Raw genomic sequence first — 19186 nt, forward strand, 5'->3', positions numbered from 1 at the left:
GCGGAGGATTTTAATCTTGATTTTATAAACGATAGGAGTGGTATAGATGAAAAAGCTCCCTGTTACCGTGCTCAGTGGATATTTGGGCTCTGGGAAAACAACGCTGCTGAATCATATTCTGCACAACCGTGACGGGCTTAAAGTAGCTGTTATTGTAAATGACATGAGTGAAGTCAATGTGGATGCGAATCTGGTGAAGTCCGGAAATACGCTTTCTAGAACAGAAGAGAAATTAGTTGAGATGTCTAATGGTTGCATCTGTTGTACGCTTCGTGATGATTTGATTGTCGAAGTACAAAAGCTGGCTGCGGAAGGGCGATTTGATTACATCCTGATTGAATCCTCAGGCATTAGCGAACCTGTACCAGTGGCACAGACCTTTACCTATGCCAATCCCGAGTTGGATATTGATTTGACTTCGCTTGCTCAATTAGACACGATGGTGACTGTTGTGGATGCTGGGCGTTTCTGGCATGACTTCTCTTCTGGTGATAGTCTGATGGACCGCAACCAAACGGCTGGCGAAGGAGATTTCCGCGATATTGTGGATCTGCTTATTGATCAGATCGAAACTTGTGATGTCTTGCTGCTTAATAAGTGTGATCTGTTGAAAGAAGATGAACTCAACAAGCTTGAAGCTGTGCTCCGTAAGCTTCAACCGTCTGCCAAGCTGATCCGCACGATTAACGGCGTAGTAGATCCGAAGGAAATTCTGAATACCGGATTGTTTGATTTTGAGAAAACAAGCTTATCCTCTGGTTGGATCGCGGAGCTGAATAAAGAGACCCATACCCCTGAAACGGAGGAATACGGAATTTCTTCCTTTGTTTATCGCCGGAGAACACCTTTCCACCCGCAAAGATTAAGTTTTTTCTTTAGCAACTGGCCGGAAGAGGTCGTTCGGGCAAAAGGTGTGGCATGGGTAGCTGCAAAAGGTGATCTTGCAGCTACTATAAGTCAGGCAGGACCTTCTATTCAGTTCGGACCTGCTGGCTACTGGTTGGCTACAATGCCTAAGGATCAGCAGCTGGAGGTACTGGAAAGCGAACCTGAGCTGCAGGCGAAATGGGACGAGCAGTGGGGCGATAGAATAAATGAAATCGTATTTATCGGTGTAAATATAGATCAGGCACAACTCGAAGCCAGATTGGACAGATGTTTGCTGACGGTGGAGGAGCTGAAGCAGGATTGGACAAAGTTCAACAATCCACTTCCGTGGCCTGTTGAAGAACTCCTTGCGGCTGCTGAGGAATAGATACTTAGTAAATTAGCGATGGAAATCCGGAATCCAGAAGGTGGGATTCCGGATTTTTGCTGTATGAAAAAGAGGTCTAATAGTTATTATTACGATTAATTTTTAATTTTGGGTTTACAAATCGTAATGATTACGATATTATCAAATTTGTTAAATCGTAATACTTACGATTTAATCCGAGATGGACATAACATCAGTCAGAAGGGAGGCGAGGCACGATGATCCTATCATCCATGCGGAATGTAGTGTTCGGGTATGGGGATGAAGCTGTCCTTGATAACATTTCATTAGATATTCATACCGGACAGTTTATTGGTATAACGGGACCCAATGGAGCTGCTAAGACCACCCTGCTGAAGCTAATGCTCGGCCTGCTTCGTCCATGGAGTGGAACGGTTCAGTTGAATAAAGAGTTATCAGATAACGGAAAGATGGTTATCGGCTATGTTCCACAGCAGGTAGCTTCTTTTAACGCAGGATTCCCAAGTAAGGTGATCGAACTGGTTCGCTCGGGTTGTTATCCAAGGCTGGGATTATTTAGACGCTTTACACCTGAGCAGGACGAGATCGTCGAGCAAAGTTTAAAGCAGGTGGATATGTGGCATTTGCGAGACCGGAAGATAGGAGAACTGTCAGGCGGCCAGAAGCAGCGGATTTGCATCGCTCGAGCATTGGCACAACAGCCGCAGATATTGGTTCTCGATGAACCTACTACGGGAATGGATCTGGACAGTCGCATTGGGTTCTATAAGCTGATGCGCCATGATGTCAGTGAACACGGCCGGACCGTAATCATGGTGACGCATGGCCTGGAAGAGACCAGTTCCTATCTGGATACGTTGATCAGCCTGGAACGAAAGGAGAATGAGGGTTGGCAATGTTTAGTTACGAATTCATGCAACGTGCATTTTGGGCCGGTGGTTTAATTGGCATTATTGGTCCGCTGCTCGGGGTATATCTCATGCTTCGCCGTCAGGTCCTAATGGCGGATACCCTCTCTCATGTTTCGCTTGCAGGAGTAGCACTAGGCTCAATACTTCAGCTTAATCCGGCACTAAGTGGTTTCATGGTGGCGATTCTCGGTGGTATTGTCATCGAACAGCTTCGACGTTCTTATCGTACATATAGCGAGCTTCCGGTAGCTATTATTATGACCTCTGGATTAGCATTGGCAGTTGTACTTATGAGCTTAAAGCAGAATTTAAGTAAAAGCTTCAGTTCCTATCTGTTTGGTTCCATCGTTGCGGTCAGCGACACTCAACTAAAGATTATCGCTGCGGTTGCTGTAATCGGTCTGGTCTATTTTATTGTGTTACGCAGATCTTTATATAATCTGACCTTTGATGAAGAGACCGCTAGTATTAGTGGAGTTCATGTGGGCTGGTTATCATTTTCGTTTGCTGTACTAACTGGAATGACAGTAGCTGCTGCGATGCCAGTTGTTGGAGTGCTGTTAGTCTCAGCGCTTATTGTTTTGCCAGCTTCGATTGCCTTGCGTATAGCGTCTGGTTTCACGACAGCTATATTGATATCAATTGGCGTAGGGTTACTCGGCGTTTTTAGTGGCCTAAGTGCCTCGTATTACATCAATACACCGCCTGGTGGGACGATTGCTCTTATACTGCTATCGTTCTTATTAATCGCAATTTTGGTACAGAAGCTGATCCGACTTAGAAATCGTCGGCGAATTCATAAATCTATTTCCAGAAAAGGAGTTACAACTCTCAATGAAATTTAGAATCCATCATTTAGCCATTTTGTCCCTGTCCGCGTTACTTATTGCCGCAGGTTGCGGTAATAATAATGCCAGTAATTCTTCTACTACTACGAATGCTTCTGGAGCCGCAGAAGCCACAGCCCTTCCAGAGTCATCTAAACTAAATATTAAAGTCAGTTTCTATCCAATTTACGAGTTTACCAAAAATGTGGCAGGAGATCTGGCGGACGTGGAAGCACTCATACCGGCAGGAATCGAACCCCATGATTGGGAACCGACTGCACAAGATATGGCAGAAATCTCAGATGCGGATATGCTGATCTATAATGGCGCAGGAATGGAAGGCTGGGTAGACCAGGTGCTGGAAAGTGTATCTGGCACTCCGTTAATTACTGTAGAAGCGAGCAAGGGTCTGGACATCATGGAAGGCACGGAAGAGGAAGAAGCTGACCACCACCATGAAGAAGGAGAACATGCTCATGAAGAGCATTCGCATGATCACGGTGGATTAGATCCGCATGTGTGGCTCAATCCTACACTAGCCATTCAAGAAGTGCGTAACATTGAAGCAGCTTTAGCTGCTGCCGCACCTGAACATGCCGAGGATTTTAAGACAAATGCAGATGCTTATGTAGCTAAGCTGGAGCAACTGGATCAAGAATTTAAGGACGGTCTTAAGGATACTAAACGCAAGGATTTTATCACTCAGCATGCGGCTTTTGGTTACCTTGCCAAGCAGTATGGATTAACTCAGGTCCCGATTGCCGGACTATCTCCGGAGCAGGAGCCTTCTGCCGCAAATATGAGTAAGATTGTGGAGTTTGCGAAAGAGCATAAAGTGAAGACGATTTTCTTCGAGACACTTGTATCCTCCAGTGTGGCAGACACAATAGCAAAAGAGATTGGTGCCAAAGCAGCCGTTCTAAACCCAATTGAAGGATTAACAGAGGAAGATCGCAGTCAAAACCTGGATTATTTAGGAATCATGCGTCAGAACCTGGAAGCCTTGAAGAGTGCATTGAACGAGTAGATTTAAAGGATGGAAGGAGAACGAACATGGCCAAGAAATCTAAAGTTGTGAAAGAATTGAAGAGACAAGCACTAGTCGCCAAATACGCTGTTAAAAGAAAAGAACTAAAGGAACAAGGGGACTATATGGCTTTGCAAAAGCTGCCACGTGATTCCTCCGCAACTCGTCAAAAAAATAGATGCCAAGTGTCTGGCAGACCTCGAGGTTATTTGCGCAAATTTAATGTTTCCCGAATTGTATTCCGCGAATTGGCGCATAAAGGCCAGATTCCGGGTATTACCAAGTCGAGTTGGTAAATGAGAACGGCCAATCCTCCGTAGTTTAGAGGATTGGCCGTTTTTGCTGCTCATCCATCATGGACTTTAGAAAATTCGGCTATGCTAAGAATAGGAAAATGATTTATCATAGAAGGAATATATTTCTATTTAATATGGAGGTGATGCAAATGAGCTATACCGATACTTTTATTCGTGTAGCAGAGGACTGCCCTGAGGAAATCGGAGTTCCTCCGATGTCTTGCCGAACGCTCCCGCCTGCACATGTGATTCAATATGAACTGTTAATTAATGAGCCCTACAAATACAATCATGAAGAACTTCTGTACGAGGTTCATGTGCGCCATAAACAAATTCCACAGGAAGAACGTTTGGCCCGTAAGGAACAAATATGGAACGAGCTATTTTCCAAAAATCATCCTTGTCTAAGGGCTTCACTGCTGCCGAAGCGGTTTGGTTGGGGTGTTCATTATAACGGTGAGGGTAAAATAGCTCTTTATGGCAAAGAGTCTCCCGAATATGACTATTTCACTTCCCAAGAGGAGGGAACTGTGAAATTACTGCCTGCGATGCGTAACAAACGTGCTTCAAGAGGAGAGGAATAAGCTGTATAAATTCATAGAAGAAATCACACTTAATACTTGGCCTGCGGAGCAGAGCGTTCTCCTGCAGGGCTGGATTCTACGTACGGCAGCTGGTTATACAAAAAGGGCCAATTCGGTCAATCCATTATACGGGGCTGACAGCTCTCAGGTTGATCTCGCAGAACAAATCAAGCTTGCGGAGCAGTATTATGAGCATGCTGGACTACAGCCAGTGTTCAAAATAACCCCCTATATCCAGCCGGCAAAGCTTGATGAGATGCTTGCGGATCGCGATTATACAATTGTCGAGCCTTCATCGGTAAGGCTTCTTGATCTGGGGGGCTTAGCGAGCCCCGATCTGTGTTATACGGTTCAGATGCAGGAGAGCTTGACTGAAGAGTGGCTGCACGCCTTCAGTGAGCTTACCGGGTTGTCTGGCAAGAACCGGGAAACCTTAACTAGAATGTTGTCTGCATCACATTTGCAGCAGGGTTATGTCCTGTTGTTTAATCATGGTGTTCCTGCCGCCTGCGGACTTGGTGTGATTCAGAATGGATACTTGGGTCTGTATGATATTGTCACTTCCCCTGCTCATCGTAGAAAGGGAATGGCGGAACAGCTGCTGCTAGCGTTGCTTAATTGGGGTAGAGCAAAGGGAGCAACAACTTCCTTTCTGCAAGTTGTGCAAGCGAATACGCGGGCTTCAGCCTTGTATGACAAGCTGGGTTTTAAGGAGATTTATCAGTATTGGTATAGAGTGAAAAACTAGCTGAGGAGGGGATGCGGTGAGAAAATTAGGATTAAATCTCCTGATCATTAGTGTGTACTATTTTCCATTTGTATATTTCGCGATGGATAAAGATTTCAATAATGGTTCAATGGTTGGTTATTTAATGATGATCGTCATAACATCGCTAATAGCTTTTTTGGGAAAATGGTCTAATAATATAATTGCTGTAGTCATTGGGAATATCGCTTCTGCGTTTGTTTCGTATTATTTTATTAGCAAATTGTCAGGAGAAGGCGGTTGGGACGGGACGTTTTTCAAACCACTTGGACCTACAGGATCGTTTTTATTTTTTAGTATGCTAAACCTGATCCCTCAATTCCTTGCGATGAAATTAGCGAATAAATTTAAAAAGAAGGTCTAATCTATGTCCGAATACTGGAGTCGAAGATTTGCTCAGGAAGGCATGATCTGGGGGAGTGAACCTAGTCCTACAGCCCAGGCAGCAAGGGAGATATTTCGGCAATATGACGTGAAATCAGTTTTAGTCCCGGGTGCGGGATACGGAAGAAATACGAAGGTGTTCTCAGATGAGTTTAAGACCTTAGGCGTTGAGTTAAGCGAGGATGCGTTAAGGATGGCGGCAGAATGGGATCCCAAGAGCCATTTTATCTCAGGTTCCGTATTAGATACTATTTCTGAAGTACAGGTTGATGCTGTCTACTGCTATGACGTGTTGCATTTATTTCTCGAAGAGGATCGCCGCAGGCTCGTAGCTAATTGTCTGGAACAGCTGCGGCCGGATGGCTTGCTCTATTTTACCAGTTTTTCCGATGAGGATGCGAACAACGGCTGTGGAACACTTTTGGAACCGGGAACCTACGAATACAAAGAGGGAAAATATGCCCATTTTTTTAGTGATGAAGATTTAAGACAACATTTTGCAGGTACGAAAATAATTACGACCGGCTCATGTGTGGAGACTTTATGTGGGCCGCTTGGAAAAAACCATCAATACATACTGAGATATATAGTCGCACGTAAATCTGCACTTAGCAAATAATATAGGGAGGAACTCCCTATAATTTCGTTGAATATCCGTAGAATCGGCTATATCAAATGAATTATAGGGACTTTTTCCCTAGACCTCTGCTCGATGATCAGGAATACCTTATTTACACAAATTTACCTTGACCCGGTAGCGCCATTTCTTTGAAATTTTTGCATAAATGAGCAAGCTGGGTAGACAGCTCCTCACCTTCCATGGGTACTCCATGTCCCGAAAGAACAAGATGTGGATTCAGCAAGGCAAGGGTACGGACTGATTTCTCGGCATCTTCCCAGTCTGTCGTGAAATAAGAGGGTGGGCCATGCACCACCTGATGCTGCGTAGCCACTGCAAATACGGATTCCTGTTTGACCGTAAGGAACGTATCACCAGCGATCAGGACTCTATCCTCAGGCCTGAACAGGGAGATATGCCCGGGACTATGTCCAGGGGTATGGATCCATTCCCAGCCCTTCGCACCAGGGACAGTCCCGTCTTCCGGCAAGGGGTGAACGGCTGAACCAAGATCAATGCCATGATGTGAAAATAAAGGGGATATCATGCTCATAAGCCCGCCGCCTACGGCCGGATCGGCTGGAGGGTAATCTTCTTTACCTGTCAGAAAAGGTAGTTCTAGCGGATGAGCATATACAGGCACGTTCCATTCCTCAACAAGCCTTTTCACACCCCCAATATGGTCAAAATGCCCATGCGTCAGGATAATTGCCACCGGAGGCTTATCATAATGCTCCGTAGCAAAATCAATAATATTGCCTGTATATGAGCTAAGACCAGTATCTACAAGAACCCAATCCGAAGAGGGCTGGCCAATTAATGCGACATTTACAAACATAGTGCGAAGTCCAATGACACCAGGGGCCACATTCCAAGTATCGGTATAGCCCTTTGACAGTATTCCGTTAAGTTTCATCTTGCGCCTCCTGACCCGTTCTTTAGTACTACACAATGTATCTACATACAGTAGTATGACCTCTTTTTAAGAAAAAAAGGTATGGCAAATAACCCTTCTCATGATTTCTTGAAGAAGGGCTGTGTTAAACGTGTTCTGTGAGAGGATTGTATTAGAGCGTTCCGCAGTCTGCAAATAGAATATGGCGTGGAATCCGAAAGAAAGCTTCGGCTTTTTCCTGCAGAGCAGGGGTCGGCAGATGGCTGTTGTGGAGCCATTTCCGAAACGTTCCGGGATGGACGCCTATCCAAATACTTACATCCGTTACTGAGAAATCGTAAACCATACAAAGTCCGGTCAGGATAACATTGCTGCGCGGTGAACTGGTAATACTTCTTTTCATAAATCGTGAGGGTGTAGGCTGACATACAATGGGGCTTTGACGAATCAATGCTTCATTGAACAGAATGTGGGGTGGGTACCCCAATAGGCGGCAGGTCTTGTCAATGTTATTGTTGGAAGGGATACGACCTTCGTATACCCAAGCGCTTACACTGCGTGAGGATATACCAAGCTCTTCTGCGAGTCGTGACAGCTTGATATCCTTAGCCATCAATACAGCAAGCAGCACACGGTTTCTAATCTGGCTGCGCTTTGGACGGCGAAATCTTTTGACTCGAACGCCTTGTCCAAGGTATTTGCGATTGATCAGAGACCACGCCTGGATATTATGAGTTTCTTGTTGGTTATTAGGCATAATTCCTCCGATTTTTTAAAAATATACTACAACACTTTCTGGTATATCGGCAATGGTTAATGCTGCTATTTCTGACAACACTGTTTAAGTTTCTTTCAGAACAGCTACGCTTATGATATATTTTTAATATCTAATTACAATATTACATTAGGGAGCGATATAGAATGATCAAACATATTGTGTTTTTCAAATTAAAAGATCGGTCCGAAGAAAGCGTAGCGGCAACGGTAGCGGTATTGCGTAATATGGAAGGCAAGATTCCGCAGCTTCTCTCCATCGAGGTGGGTGCTGACATCATTCATTCCGATCGTTCCTTTGATATTGCTCTAGTCACAGAAGTGGCTTCTCTAGAGGATTTACAGGCGTATCAGGTTCATCCGGCTCATAAAGAAGTTATTGCTCACATTAATGAAGTCAAAGAGCTCTCAATTGCTGTAGATTACGAAATTTAAGCTGCTGCTTGAATATAGTATCATCATTTTATACCGGAAGCGGTGACAGGAATGCGTGAGCTTGAGTATCCAATGGAAGCGTTAACTTATTTAGTCGTTTTTCTCGGAGCATGTTTCGTAATGTTCTTCTGGCTGAAACGCCGTGGCAAACGCGGTAAGTAGAGATTAGGACGATTCTCTAACTATTATCGATATGGGGGTATTGCTGTGTATTATGTCAACCGCAATCAAATCGAAACCATTCTTGCTCAAATCCCTGATATTACCGCTGGTCTTCGGACTGTAGCAGCTTCCTGGGATGGTACAACACTAACCGGACTAATACAGGAACGCAGCCTCCATCTGGCAATAGAGGTTGTAACAGACGTTGGTAGCTGTCTCATTGACGGGTTTATTATGCGTGATGCTGGAAGTTATGAGGATATAATTTCTATTATTCATGAAGAGAAAGTGCTAGGTCAAAGTGAGATTTATGAAAGATTGATAGAATTAGTTGCTCTGCGTAAGCCACTCGTTCAGGATTATTATGCCTGGGAGAGAGGTGATCTGCATCCACTTACCCCCATTCTTTCGGAAGTGCTTGAGCAGTTTGCCGTTGAGGTACGGAAATATTTGGACCAGGAGCTTGGAGCCAGTGTACCGCTATAATAGCATAGGATAGAATCACATAGAATAGGCGATAGCCGTGAAAGAGAGGGGTTCCTTTATGATGAAGATGGGGCAGGAAAACGGATCGACAAGACAAATGATTATGACGCTCCTGAAGACGAAAGGAACACTGACCATCGGCGCGCTGGCAGAAGAGTTGGGAATTACAGAGATGGGTGTCCGTCGTCATGTGCTTCAGCTGGAGCAAGAAGGGCTTGCAAAGACAAAAGTGGTCCGGCAAGCGATGGGGCGGCCTTTACATATGTACTCATTAACGGAGAGAGCCGAAGAATATTTTCCAAAAAGTTATCACAACTTGGCTTTGGAGCTTCTGCGTGAATTGGATTACGGCAGTGGACTGGATGCTGTTAATACATTATTTGAAGGCCGCCGCCGCCGGATGCTCGCTCAGTATGCTCCGATGATGGAACGGCGCAATTTGGAAGAACGCGTCGCCGAATTATCTTCCATCCAAAATGCCGGTGGATATATGGCAGAATGGAACCGCGAAGAGGATGGCTCATATGTCATAAGGGAGTACAATTGCCCGATTCGCCAAGTGGCTACCCAGTATCGTAAGGCTTGCCAATGTGAGCATAGTCTTTTCGAAGAACTGCTGGATGCTAAGGTAACACGTAATGAATGTATGGCAGAGGGCGGCCATTGCTGCCGCTACGCTATCGTACCCAAAAATGTTACAGACAAAACTTCTGAAAAGTTATAATAATTAGTCACAAGACAATCCCCTGCTGCTTATGATATAGCAGATATAGGCATTAGCCCGGTAGAGCGGGGAGCAATGAATTTAAAGGAGAGATGAAACGATGAAAAAGGACACCAAAGGTTTATTATGGGGCGCTTTAGTCGGCAGTGTGGTTGGATCGGTGACAGCATTGCTGTTCGCGCCTAAACCAGGTAAAGAGCTGCGCAAGGATATTGCAGAAGGAACTACCGCTGGTATTGAAAAGGTTCAAGAACTTGCCGTTCAAGCGGGAGATAAGAGCATTGAGATTTATGACAAGGCAAAAGATTCGATTGGGCAAGTAGTACATGAAGTTCGGGAATGGAGCAAATCATGTGCGAATGCTGTTGATGAAGAAGAAAAAATTACAGTAACTGTCAGCGGCATCGCTACAGAAGAAGCTGTAGAAGCAGTTGACGCTGTAGAAGCTGTTGAAGAGGCTGCTGCCACTTTGGAAGTGGAAACTGAGTTGGTTGAGGCCACTATAAGTGAAGATGTAAGTGAAGAAGCCAGCCTTGAAGAAGTCGTTCAAGATGACAAGGTTAATAAAGAAATTCTATAATGGAACCGTGGTTTAAATCCTCTGTTTCAGTGGTAAAAGAGTACTCATTCTCTTATAATAGAGCCGCTTTTTCGCATTGGGCGGAGGGTGGCTTTTTTAATTAGTTTGCACCCGCTTGTTAAATGATGGAAGAAGACTAGTCTTGAACTCAGAGGGCAAAAGGAGTAATATCTGCAATTGGGGCTGAAAGCCAGGTACATTTTGTTTTCACCTTACATAAGCTACACAAAACAAGTAGAAGGAAGCGGTGTGTTCGTGCAGCAAGCTATAGCAATATTAGACTCAGGTGTGGGAGGGTTAACAGTTGTCAAAGAAGTGATGAGGCAACTCCCGCGGGAGAAGATCATTTATTTCGGAGATACTGCCCGAGCTCCGTACGGACCCCGTTCGACCGAGGAAGTACAACTGTTTACTGAACAAATTGTAGATTATTTGATCCAGTTTAATCCTAAAATGATCGTTATCGCTTGTAATACCGCAACAGCTGCGGCACTCGATTATATCTCAGCTAAGGTCTCCATCCCTGTAATTGGGGTGATTCATCCCGGAGCCCGCGCAGCAATTAGCGCAACCAAAAGCGGACATGTCGGCGTGATCGGTACGGTAGGAACTATCAACAGCGGTGCTTATACTAACGCATTAAAGCAGTTGTCCCCTTTTGTTGAGGTTGTAAGTCAAGCCTGTCCAGCGCTTGTCCCACTCGTCGAGCAAGGCAAGTTCCGCTCAGAGAAAAGTTACGATATCGTAGAAGAGGCACTAGAAGGCATTAAAGACACTAACATCGATACTTTAATTTTAGGATGCACTCATTATCCATTTCTTGTAGAACCCATTGGTGAGACTATGGGATCGGGAGTCAAGCTGATCAGTTCTGCAGATGAGACCGCTCGTGAGATCAGCACAATTTTATATGATAAAGGCAAGCTGTCCATCGGGGATGAAAGTCCAATTCACCAGTTTTTCTGCAGCGGTGATGCTGAGATGTTTCAAAGCATCGCGCGAGACTGGCTTGGAGAACAAATTAGACGCACCCCAGTAGTGTGGCAAGTATCCACGTTATAAGCAGGAGCAATGTTGAATTGAATAGGGACAAACTCCATGGGAGTGTAAAAGAAAAACAGACTGGGAAAGCACATTTCCCAGTCTGTTTTTTTGAAATATAAGCACTTATATGCTGCGGAACTGTAATATCGTTATTTTTCATGAGAAACGGTTGCCATCTATAAAGGGCGATGACGTTGTTTTTTCTTGTGATTCATTTCTCCTTCATGCCGGGTAGTGGCGCTTGCATACAATAGAGTTAAGTGCTGTATGCCGCTGTTTTTGTATTGCTGTATCAGCAATTTAAGGCCGAGAGGATGAGACCTAATGCGACAATATATTGCAAACAGGGGAGATACCGTAAGCCGAATTGCCGCTCTACATGGATTAACTCCTGAGCATGTTATTCAAGGTAATCCATGGGTTGGGAGACAATCTTATTTATACCCAGGTCAGGTTTTATTTCTGCCATCTTCGCCGCGTAAAAGGTATGCTGTGCAGGAAGGGGACACTCCAGAACGGATAACCTCATTATTTAAGGTGAATTTAGAGGATTTGGAGAAGCTTAATCCTGGTGTGACCTCAGGGCGCTGCTGTACACCTGGAAAAATACTTGTCATTCCACCCCCAATTCCAGACCGCGTGGTGTTTCTGCGCGGGGAGTACGGTCCGGCTGAGGTTGAGAGCGACATTGACAGCTTGCTTGTCCAATACCCGTTTATACAAGCAGCCACAATAGGCACGAGCGTGCTCGGCAAGCCGCTCCATGTACTCAAGATCGGGAATGGCACTCGTCATCTGCATGTTAACGCCGCTTTGCATGCCAATGAATGGCTGACTTCGCCATGCTTGATGTCCTTCATAGAGGAGTATGCAGCAGCTTATGCTGAAGGCTTGGAATGGAATGGACACAGTCCTGAGGTTTGGTTCCAAAACTGGACATTATGGGTCGTGCCTATGGCTAATCCAGATGGCGTGGAGCTGGTTCAGGAAGGGGTTCTGCCAGACCATCCGTTTTATGATGACCTCATGAAATGGAATGGTGGACGAAGCAGCTTCCGGCATTGGAAAGCTAACATCCGCGGTGTGGATCTTGGGGATCAATTTCCCGCTCATTGGGAAGAGGAGCGGAAACGTCGGGGAGTAAGGCTGCCCTCACCGCGGGATTACAGCGGCCCTGAGCCGCTGAGTGAGCCAGAAGCAGCCGCTCTGGCTGCCCTGGCTGAGGCAGCGCCTGGCGAAGCTGCAGTGTCTCTGCATAGCCAAGGAGGAGAGATTTATTGGAACTACCGGGGGTATGAACCTCCCGAGAGCCGTGAATTAGCCGCGCAGCTGGCAGTTGCGAGCAGTTACCGGGCAGTGGAGCTGACTGGAAGTGATGCCGGATATAAGGATTGGTTTATTCAGACCTTCCGCAAACCTGGATTTACGGTGGAGCTGGGGATCGGCAAAAATCCGCTGCCACTAGCAGATTTTGAAGATATGGCCTTGGAAACAGGACTTATATTGGCAACGCTCCTTTCTAATGTGAAATAATTATGAAACATTTGCAGTAAACTTGCGTAAAATAAAACATGGGGTATGGCCGCTGTCGTCACTACACGTTATCCGCGGCTGTATCCTTTTTACTTGGGAGGAGGGTCACCATGAAACTGAAAAAAATACTGTCACTAAAACAATGGTCCCATATCTTCAGTAGCTCCTGGCAATACATCCGCTCCCCTAAAGTAGCAATGGGGGACAAGCTGTTATTTACAATTCCAGTATTGCTCTATTGGGTCTTGCCGGACTTCATGCCATTTATTCCGATCGATGATATTGGAGTGACCATGCTGCTGATGGGCTGGTTCGTGTCACGAATGGGGCGGAAATATCCTGCACTTCAGCAGGGTGAATAGGATCGCACCACACATTTTCGACAAGAACTTCAGAGCTAATTAGCTAATATAGTTGCTTTTAGATGTCATTTACCTTTAAAATAAGTAATTGAGTATTTAATTTTCGGACTAGGAGATGGAATATAGATGAAGGTCAAAATTACCCGCAATGCGGCTAAAGTGATAAAGAAACAAATGGAGCTTGAAGGAAACAGCGAGTTGAAGCTGCGCGTAGCAATTACACATGCACACGGTGATCATGCTCACTACGGACTGGACTTGGACACGCCTAAAGAGAACGATGTTGTAGTGTCGACAGATAAGGAAATCGATGTTATTCTTGATCCGAGTCAACCACTCCTTGATGGCGTGGTCGTTGATTATTTGTATCTTCCACAAGAAGGTTTTGTCATTACGAATCCCTCTAAAGGTAATCACGGCGATCACTAAACACTCGCCTGTAAATTTCGAACACAAAGAAGGGTTGCTCCATGGCTAACGAAATACAAGTGTGCGATGAATGTAATTTCATGAAGTTGAAAAGTATTATCCCTAAGCTGCAAAAAATGGCACCTGATGCCGAGATCAAGGTTGGCTGCAAGTCGTACTGCGGTCCATGTGGCAAACGGGCTTTTGTTTATGTGAATGGTCGTTATGTGAGTGCTCCAACGGAGGATGAAGTGTTGAAGAAAGCAGAAGCTTTTATCAAACAGCCCTCCGTTCAGAAATAATACTGAGTTCTTATCAACTAAGATAATAGGGTCGATCCCTCTTCATTCTCAGAATAAGTAAAAGTAAACAGAGCAGCGATTCTCCTGTTATTGGAGGATCGCTGCTCTGCGTTTTCTGGTCATTGACGGCTTTCTTCAATCGTGTCCATCATCCCATCATTTCTCCGTCTCCTCATCTCATCGACCCATCGTCCCATCATCTCACCATCTCATCGACCCACCATCATCTCCTCATCCCATCATCCTATCATTCCACCATCCCACCATCTCCTCATCCTACAGGGGTTACGGACTCAGATGACGTTATTTGCGTGTTTTTAGCTGTTAATGCAAGATTTCGGACCCCAGGGACGCTATTCCTCAGAAAAGAGGCTCATATCGGCGTTTTTCAGGCTAATAGCTGCTCTGGAGTCCGTTAGCATTCCAAATCTCGGATATTGCTGGGTTTAAGGTCAGCTGTGTCCGTTAGTGAGATACTTCGCGTATCTAAGTCGGAAAACCCAACGTGCTTCCAACAACGATCAGGAGTTAGTGTCCAACATAGAGAGGATGTCGCAGCAGCCCTTTTCGATAGTTTTGTGGACAGTCTCTTCATTTACCGGGATATAAGCTTAAGGTGCAGATTGTGTATTCTTAAGCTTTTTGATTCCATCATATTTCATGATATCGTCGGAGATCTGTAGGCGGAGCTTGCTGGTCTCATACCCGATGCTGCACTCCCCTACGTCCACGGCTTCGCGGCTTTCGAGACTATAACAGGTTCCGCTGGCAAATTGCCCATTCTCGCTGGGGAGATAAGACAGCTTTGCATCGGCATAGGCGCCGGATCGCAGCGTTACAAGACGCTCATGCCCGCTAAACAGATTATTGCCCATGAGATAATAAGGATCACGTGAGATCCCGAGCAAATGGAGCAAGGAAGGTGTAAGATCCAACTGACCAGCTGGAGCTGAATCTAGGACAGAGGCGTTAGAGCCTGGAAGATGAATGAGCAAGGGAACCTGATGCATTATTTGCTGCATATCGAGTGCGCTAAGGCTTTTGCCGAGAAATTGTTCGTAATAAGCGATCTCCTGGATCGAATTATCATGATCTCCATAGAAAGCAACAATGGTATTATCCCACAGCCCACGCTGCTTCATCTCTTTGACCATTTCCCCTAAAGCTTCATCCGTATAGTGAACAGCCTGCAAATAATCTCCGAAGATCGTGCCCTTGAACTCTCCAGTATCAAGCCCTTGTTTATCTGCAGGGAGAGAATAAGGGTGATGGCTGGATAGTGTAGTCAAAAATGAATAAAAAGGCTGCTGTATCGTTTCTGAAGTGTTCATAATATCGAGGGATTGCCGTAAAAAGGATTTGTCACCCAGAGACCAGCCTAGAGGTTCGTCTATTGTATAGTCTTTTTTGTTATAAAAATGGTCATAACCCATCGCGTTATACATAATCTGCCGATTCCAGAAGCTACCTTCGTACGCATGAAAAGCATTGGTACTGTAGCCCTTTGATTTCAAAATAGCAGGCAGCGTGTCAAACTGATGATCCGGGTAACGGACAAATACCGAGCCGGAGACCAGCGGGTACAGGGAAGCGTTGGACGTGAAATCCGCATCGGAAGTTCGGCCTTGTGAGGTCTGATGGTAGTAGTTACTGAAATAGGTGTTTTCTTTGATTAGAGCGTTCAGATTAGGCGTGATCTCCTGACCGGATATTGAGCGTCCAACTACAAAGTTCATAAAAGCTTCAGCTTGAATAACAACAATGTTGCTTCCGCTGTATTCTCCAAAGCTGTCATTATTGGCACTTTGCTCAGTGTTTTGTTCATTGAACCAGAGCTGCATCGAGGTGGCTTCTTCTTGTGAAAGCTCGGGCTGCGGACCTAGATGATCTTTAGCATATAAGTAAATATCATAACCGTGAAAACCGATTAGTCCGGTTACGTTATACATGGCGAGACTCCACCAGTTGCCAGTGAATAGATCTTTAGCCCAGGTAGTAGCGTAGGTGTGGATAGGTCCAAAGGTCAGCACGCAACCTAGCACCAGAGCAACGATCCCATTCACGCTTCTTTTTAGCGTCCTGCTTAGGCGTGAAGAGTGGCGGGAATAACCGGTTTGAGAATAAGAGTGAGATTGCCCATAACGGCGAGGGACGGCATTAGACAAGTATGTATGGGATTTGCGGCGGTATAATCCTACGCCGATTCCGTATGCAATAAGAAATAGCCAGTCAGCGAACAAATAAAGATCGGAAGGACGCAGTAGTGCGAAGATACTTCCACCAAGCGCATCCATCTGTCCAGCCTGAAACAATACGGGTACCGTGATAAAATCCTTAAAATAACGATAGTAGACGATATCCGAATAAATAAGCAGCGTCAGAAGCAAGTTTATACTTAACAACGTTATCGTCTGTCCCCGGCGGGGAAGCCACAGGGTCCAAAAAGACAATAACATGACTGAACCTACAGCAATCCATTTGTCCTGCCGGTTCATATCTATATTGGGAGCATGCAGCCCACTATGCAGAAATAATAACTTGGCCAGCATGATGCCAAGAAAAAGGAGATAACCGATATATCGGGAGCGAATCACAGCAGCTATTGTACTTGTTACGGTTGTGCTGCTCCGACTTGATGGAAAAACTGACATTTTGAAGCCTCCTAGCACAGAAAATAAACAAAACGAGAAGAAACAACGTTGTTGTCTTTTTTAGATGACAAACGTTTCTCTTAGAAATATAGAGCGTAAAGGATGGGTGTTAAACTAAAACTGTCTTATACTCGGAGAAAAACGGACACCCTCCTCATACGATACGAGGTAGATGTCCGTTCTGCATTCAAACCAATGGTGATCCTAATTATTTCGGATTTCTAGGTGGAAGTGGACCCAAGTATTGATAATATTGACACTCGATACGTCCGTTATACAGTTTGCGGCGTTTGTCTGCCTTACGACCGTAAAATTGTTCGAATTCCTTGTAAGGGCTAATCGCAAAAAATGACCATGTTGGCAGATATATCATCATTTCACCAAACTGGCGGGTCAGCTTCTCCACTTCTTTGTCATTACTGATCCGTTCACCATATGGAGGGTTGGTGATGATACAACCATATTCTCCTTCAGGTCTTGCTTTGGCGGCAGCCATCACTTTGAAGGTGATTTCTCCGGACAGTCCAGCACTCTTGGCGGCGGCTTCAGCAATTTCAATTGCTTCTGGATCGATGTCCGTACCCGTTAATTGCAAAGGATAATCGTCGCGCACAGCATCGAAAGCTTCTTCGCGAGCCTCTTCCCAAAGATGTTTTGGAATGACTGGCCAATGTTCAGATGGAAATGAGCGGCGTAGTCCTGGTGCAATATTCCAAGCGATCATGGCGGCTTCAATTAACAGTGTTCCCGAACCACAACATGGATCGAACAGCGGCCGATGGCCATTCCAGCGGCTAAGCTGGATTAGTGCAGCAGCCTTTGTTTCCTTCAGTGGAGCCTCTGTTGCATGTCTGCGGTAACCACGTTTGTGAAGTGCGGGTCCTGTGGTATCTAATGTGATCAAAGCGATGTCATTTAATAAAATCACTTCGATCACATATCGAGGACCGTTCTCCGGGAACCAGTCTGTATGATACGAAAGCTTCAGCTTCTCGACGATGGCTTTTTTGACAATCCCTTGGCAAGCGGGTACACTCGTTAGTTGTGATTTATGGGACCGTCCTTCAACCGGGAATTCTCCATTCTCTGGAATCCAGTCTTCCCAAGGCAAGGCTTTAACCCCTTCGAATAACTCGTCAAAGGTTTTAGCAGGGAATTGGCCCATTTTAACCAATACGCGGTCAGATGTACGCAGCCACAAGTTACAGCGACAGATATCGATGTAATCACCGCTGAATAATACTCGTCCGTTCTCGACCTTGGTCTCATAACCCAGTTCGTTTAATTCGCGCGCTACCACAGCTTCTAAACCCATAGGGGCAGTAGCGATTAATTGTAATTTGCTCAAATACTCTCAACTCCGTTAACTTGTAGATAAATACAAAAAGCCAGTACAATAAGAAGAGACGACATTGTCGTCCTTTAAAGCATCCATACAAGTATAGGGGAATGTGGGACACTTCACAATGCCCGGCATTCCATAAATCATAAAATGTTCCCCGTCATCCCTTACTATGAGCAAACGGGGGATCCTCAAAGGAGAATCTTTATGCTTACGCAAGAAGAATACAGTGAACAACTTTATACAGAGGACGAAATTCTGCTTCAAGTAAAAGAAGCAATCGTCCAAGCAGGCATGCCGCCGGTGTCTGTCGAGCCGGGGTACGGAAGACTGCTCACCATGCTAGTTAGACTGTCTCGCTCTAAGCGTATTTTGGAAATTGGCGCACTTGGCGGTTACAGCGGAATTTGCTTGTCCCGCGGTTTCTCTGAAGGTGGCACACTGACTTCGCTAGAGCTGAGAGCCGACTATGCCGAGCTTGCCCGACGTAATTTAGAGCTGGCAGGCTTCGGCGATACTACGGAGTATAAAATAGGACCCGCAATGGACAGCCTGAAGGCACTGGAAGCAGAGGGCGCTAGGTTCGATTTCTTTTTCATTGACGCAGATAAGTTGAACTACACTAACTACTTGGAATATGCCATCAAGCTGGCCAATCCAGGAGCGATCATTGCGGGTGATAATATTTTTCTCCGTGGACGGACCTTAAATACAGATAGAAATGGTCCTGCCATCCTGGCTGTGCGCCACTTCAATGAGATGATCGCCACGGATGAACGTCTTATCAGTACATGTCTGCCTGCCTATGATGGATTGGCGCTAGCGATGGTGAAATAG

23 protein-coding genes are annotated in these 19186 nt (G+C 45.4%); 19 read left to right on the top strand and 4 right to left on the bottom strand.

The genetic code is table 11. The features are described 5' to 3' along the window. Positions 1-46 precede the first annotated feature (46 nt). From NSQ50_RS09815 to NSQ50_RS09855, 9 genes are all read left to right on the top strand, one after another. Positions 47-1255, top strand: coding sequence for a GTP-binding protein (locus tag NSQ50_RS09815; protein WP_036679375.1), 1209 nt, complete (start codon positions 47-49; stop codon positions 1253-1255). A gap of 218 nt (positions 1256-1473) precedes the next feature. Further along, the gene (locus NSQ50_RS09820; protein WP_038569783.1) at positions 1474-2181 is read left to right on the top strand and encodes a metal ABC transporter ATP-binding protein; all 708 of its coding nucleotides are present in this window, start codon (positions 1474-1476) and stop codon (positions 2179-2181) included. Beyond that, a complete protein-coding gene (locus tag NSQ50_RS09825; RefSeq protein WP_036679378.1) occupies positions 2127-2993 on the top strand; it encodes a metal ABC transporter permease in 867 nt (288 codons plus the stop codon). The genes NSQ50_RS09820 and NSQ50_RS09825 overlap by 55 nt, the downstream gene beginning before the upstream one ends. Then, positions 2983-4002 (top strand): metal ABC transporter substrate-binding protein, encoded by a 1020-nt coding sequence (locus tag NSQ50_RS09830; protein WP_076223278.1) that lies wholly within the window; start codon positions 2983-2985, stop codon positions 4000-4002. Before NSQ50_RS09825 ends, NSQ50_RS09830 begins: the two co-directional genes overlap by 11 nt. A gap of 26 nt (positions 4003-4028) precedes the next feature. After that, on the top strand, positions 4029-4298 hold the full coding sequence (gene rpsN, locus NSQ50_RS09835) for a 30S ribosomal protein S14 (RefSeq protein ID WP_038569786.1): 270 nt from the start codon (positions 4029-4031) through the stop codon (positions 4296-4298). Between the two features lie 149 nt (positions 4299-4447). After that, the gene (locus tag NSQ50_RS09840) at positions 4448-4882 is read left to right on the top strand and encodes a DUF6157 family protein (protein ID WP_080742457.1); all 435 of its coding nucleotides are present in this window, start codon (positions 4448-4450) and stop codon (positions 4880-4882) included. Next, entirely contained in the window at positions 4860-5630 is a 771-nt protein-coding gene (locus NSQ50_RS09845) for a GNAT family N-acetyltransferase (protein ID WP_081386874.1), read from the top strand. Before NSQ50_RS09840 ends, NSQ50_RS09845 begins: the two co-directional genes overlap by 23 nt. Positions 5631-5646: 16 nt before the next feature. Continuing rightward, positions 5647-6012 carry a hypothetical protein gene (locus NSQ50_RS09850; protein WP_076223275.1) on the top strand — a complete coding sequence of 122 codons (366 nt, stop codon included), beginning with the start codon at positions 5647-5649 and terminating at the stop codon, positions 6010-6012. A gap of 3 nt (positions 6013-6015) precedes the next feature. After that, positions 6016-6651: a class I SAM-dependent methyltransferase gene (locus NSQ50_RS09855; protein WP_038569790.1), complete on the top strand. Its 636-nt coding sequence runs from the start codon at positions 6016-6018 to the stop codon at positions 6649-6651. A 112-nt stretch (positions 6652-6763) separates the two neighbouring features. Here the strand turns inward: NSQ50_RS09855 and NSQ50_RS09860 are convergent, their stop codons facing one another. Then, on the bottom strand, positions 6764-7567 hold the full coding sequence (locus NSQ50_RS09860; protein WP_038569792.1) for an MBL fold metallo-hydrolase: 804 nt from the start codon (positions 7565-7567) through the stop codon (positions 6764-6766). A gap of 151 nt (positions 7568-7718) precedes the next feature. Next, positions 7719-8303: a helix-turn-helix domain-containing protein gene (locus tag NSQ50_RS09865; protein WP_036679391.1), complete on the bottom strand. Its 585-nt coding sequence runs from the start codon at positions 8301-8303 to the stop codon at positions 7719-7721. A 164-nt stretch (positions 8304-8467) separates the two neighbouring features. Between NSQ50_RS09865 and NSQ50_RS09870 the strand changes: the two genes are divergently transcribed. From NSQ50_RS09870 to NSQ50_RS09910, 9 genes are all read left to right on the top strand, one after another. Next, a complete protein-coding gene (locus NSQ50_RS09870; RefSeq protein WP_036689213.1) occupies positions 8468-8755 on the top strand; it encodes a Dabb family protein in 288 nt (95 codons plus the stop codon). 207 nt (positions 8756-8962) lie between these two features. Beyond that, on the top strand, positions 8963-9403 hold the full coding sequence (locus tag NSQ50_RS09875) for a DUF86 domain-containing protein (protein WP_038569794.1): 441 nt from the start codon (positions 8963-8965) through the stop codon (positions 9401-9403). 58 nt (positions 9404-9461) lie between these two features. Further along, positions 9462-10127, top strand: coding sequence for a helix-turn-helix transcriptional regulator (locus tag NSQ50_RS09880; RefSeq protein ID WP_038569796.1), 666 nt, complete (start codon positions 9462-9464; stop codon positions 10125-10127). A 100-nt stretch (positions 10128-10227) separates the two neighbouring features. Then, positions 10228-10707, top strand: a complete 480-nt coding sequence (locus NSQ50_RS09885; RefSeq protein WP_076223273.1) for a YtxH domain-containing protein — start codon at positions 10228-10230, stop codon at positions 10705-10707. Between the two features lie 255 nt (positions 10708-10962). Beyond that, positions 10963-11769 (top strand): glutamate racemase, encoded by an 807-nt coding sequence (gene racE, locus NSQ50_RS09890; RefSeq protein ID WP_036689641.1) that lies wholly within the window; start codon positions 10963-10965, stop codon positions 11767-11769. Between the two features lie 306 nt (positions 11770-12075). Further along, positions 12076-13284 carry a M14 family metallopeptidase gene (locus tag NSQ50_RS09895; protein WP_076223271.1) on the top strand — a complete coding sequence of 403 codons (1209 nt, stop codon included), beginning with the start codon at positions 12076-12078 and terminating at the stop codon, positions 13282-13284. 110 nt (positions 13285-13394) lie between these two features. Next, positions 13395-13646 carry a hypothetical protein gene (locus tag NSQ50_RS09900; protein WP_076143316.1) on the top strand — a complete coding sequence of 84 codons (252 nt, stop codon included), beginning with the start codon at positions 13395-13397 and terminating at the stop codon, positions 13644-13646. Between the two features lie 126 nt (positions 13647-13772). Then, positions 13773-14075: a HesB/IscA family protein gene (locus tag NSQ50_RS09905; RefSeq protein ID WP_036689223.1), complete on the top strand. Its 303-nt coding sequence runs from the start codon at positions 13773-13775 to the stop codon at positions 14073-14075. A 41-nt stretch (positions 14076-14116) separates the two neighbouring features. Next, the gene (locus tag NSQ50_RS09910) at positions 14117-14356 is read left to right on the top strand and encodes a DUF1450 domain-containing protein (protein ID WP_036689224.1); all 240 of its coding nucleotides are present in this window, start codon (positions 14117-14119) and stop codon (positions 14354-14356) included. Positions 14357-14967: 611 nt separating this feature from the next. Here the strand turns inward: NSQ50_RS09910 and NSQ50_RS09915 are convergent. Further along, positions 14968-17007 carry an LTA synthase family protein gene (locus NSQ50_RS09915; protein WP_076223267.1) on the bottom strand — a complete coding sequence of 680 codons (2040 nt, stop codon included), beginning with the start codon at positions 17005-17007 and terminating at the stop codon, positions 14968-14970. A 208-nt stretch (positions 17008-17215) separates the two neighbouring features. Continuing rightward, positions 17216-18355: a THUMP domain-containing class I SAM-dependent RNA methyltransferase gene (locus tag NSQ50_RS09920; RefSeq protein ID WP_076223265.1), complete on the bottom strand. Its 1140-nt coding sequence runs from the start codon at positions 18353-18355 to the stop codon at positions 17216-17218. Positions 18356-18556: 201 nt separating this feature from the next. Between NSQ50_RS09920 and NSQ50_RS09925 the strand changes: the two genes are divergently transcribed. Next, the gene (locus tag NSQ50_RS09925; RefSeq protein WP_076223263.1) at positions 18557-19186 is read left to right on the top strand and encodes an O-methyltransferase; all 630 of its coding nucleotides are present in this window, start codon (positions 18557-18559) and stop codon (positions 19184-19186) included.

The organism is Paenibacillus sp. FSL R10-2788, from assembly GCF_038003885.1.
Classification (GTDB): domain Bacteria; phylum Bacillota; class Bacilli; order Paenibacillales; family Paenibacillaceae; genus Paenibacillus_AQ; species Paenibacillus_AQ odorifer.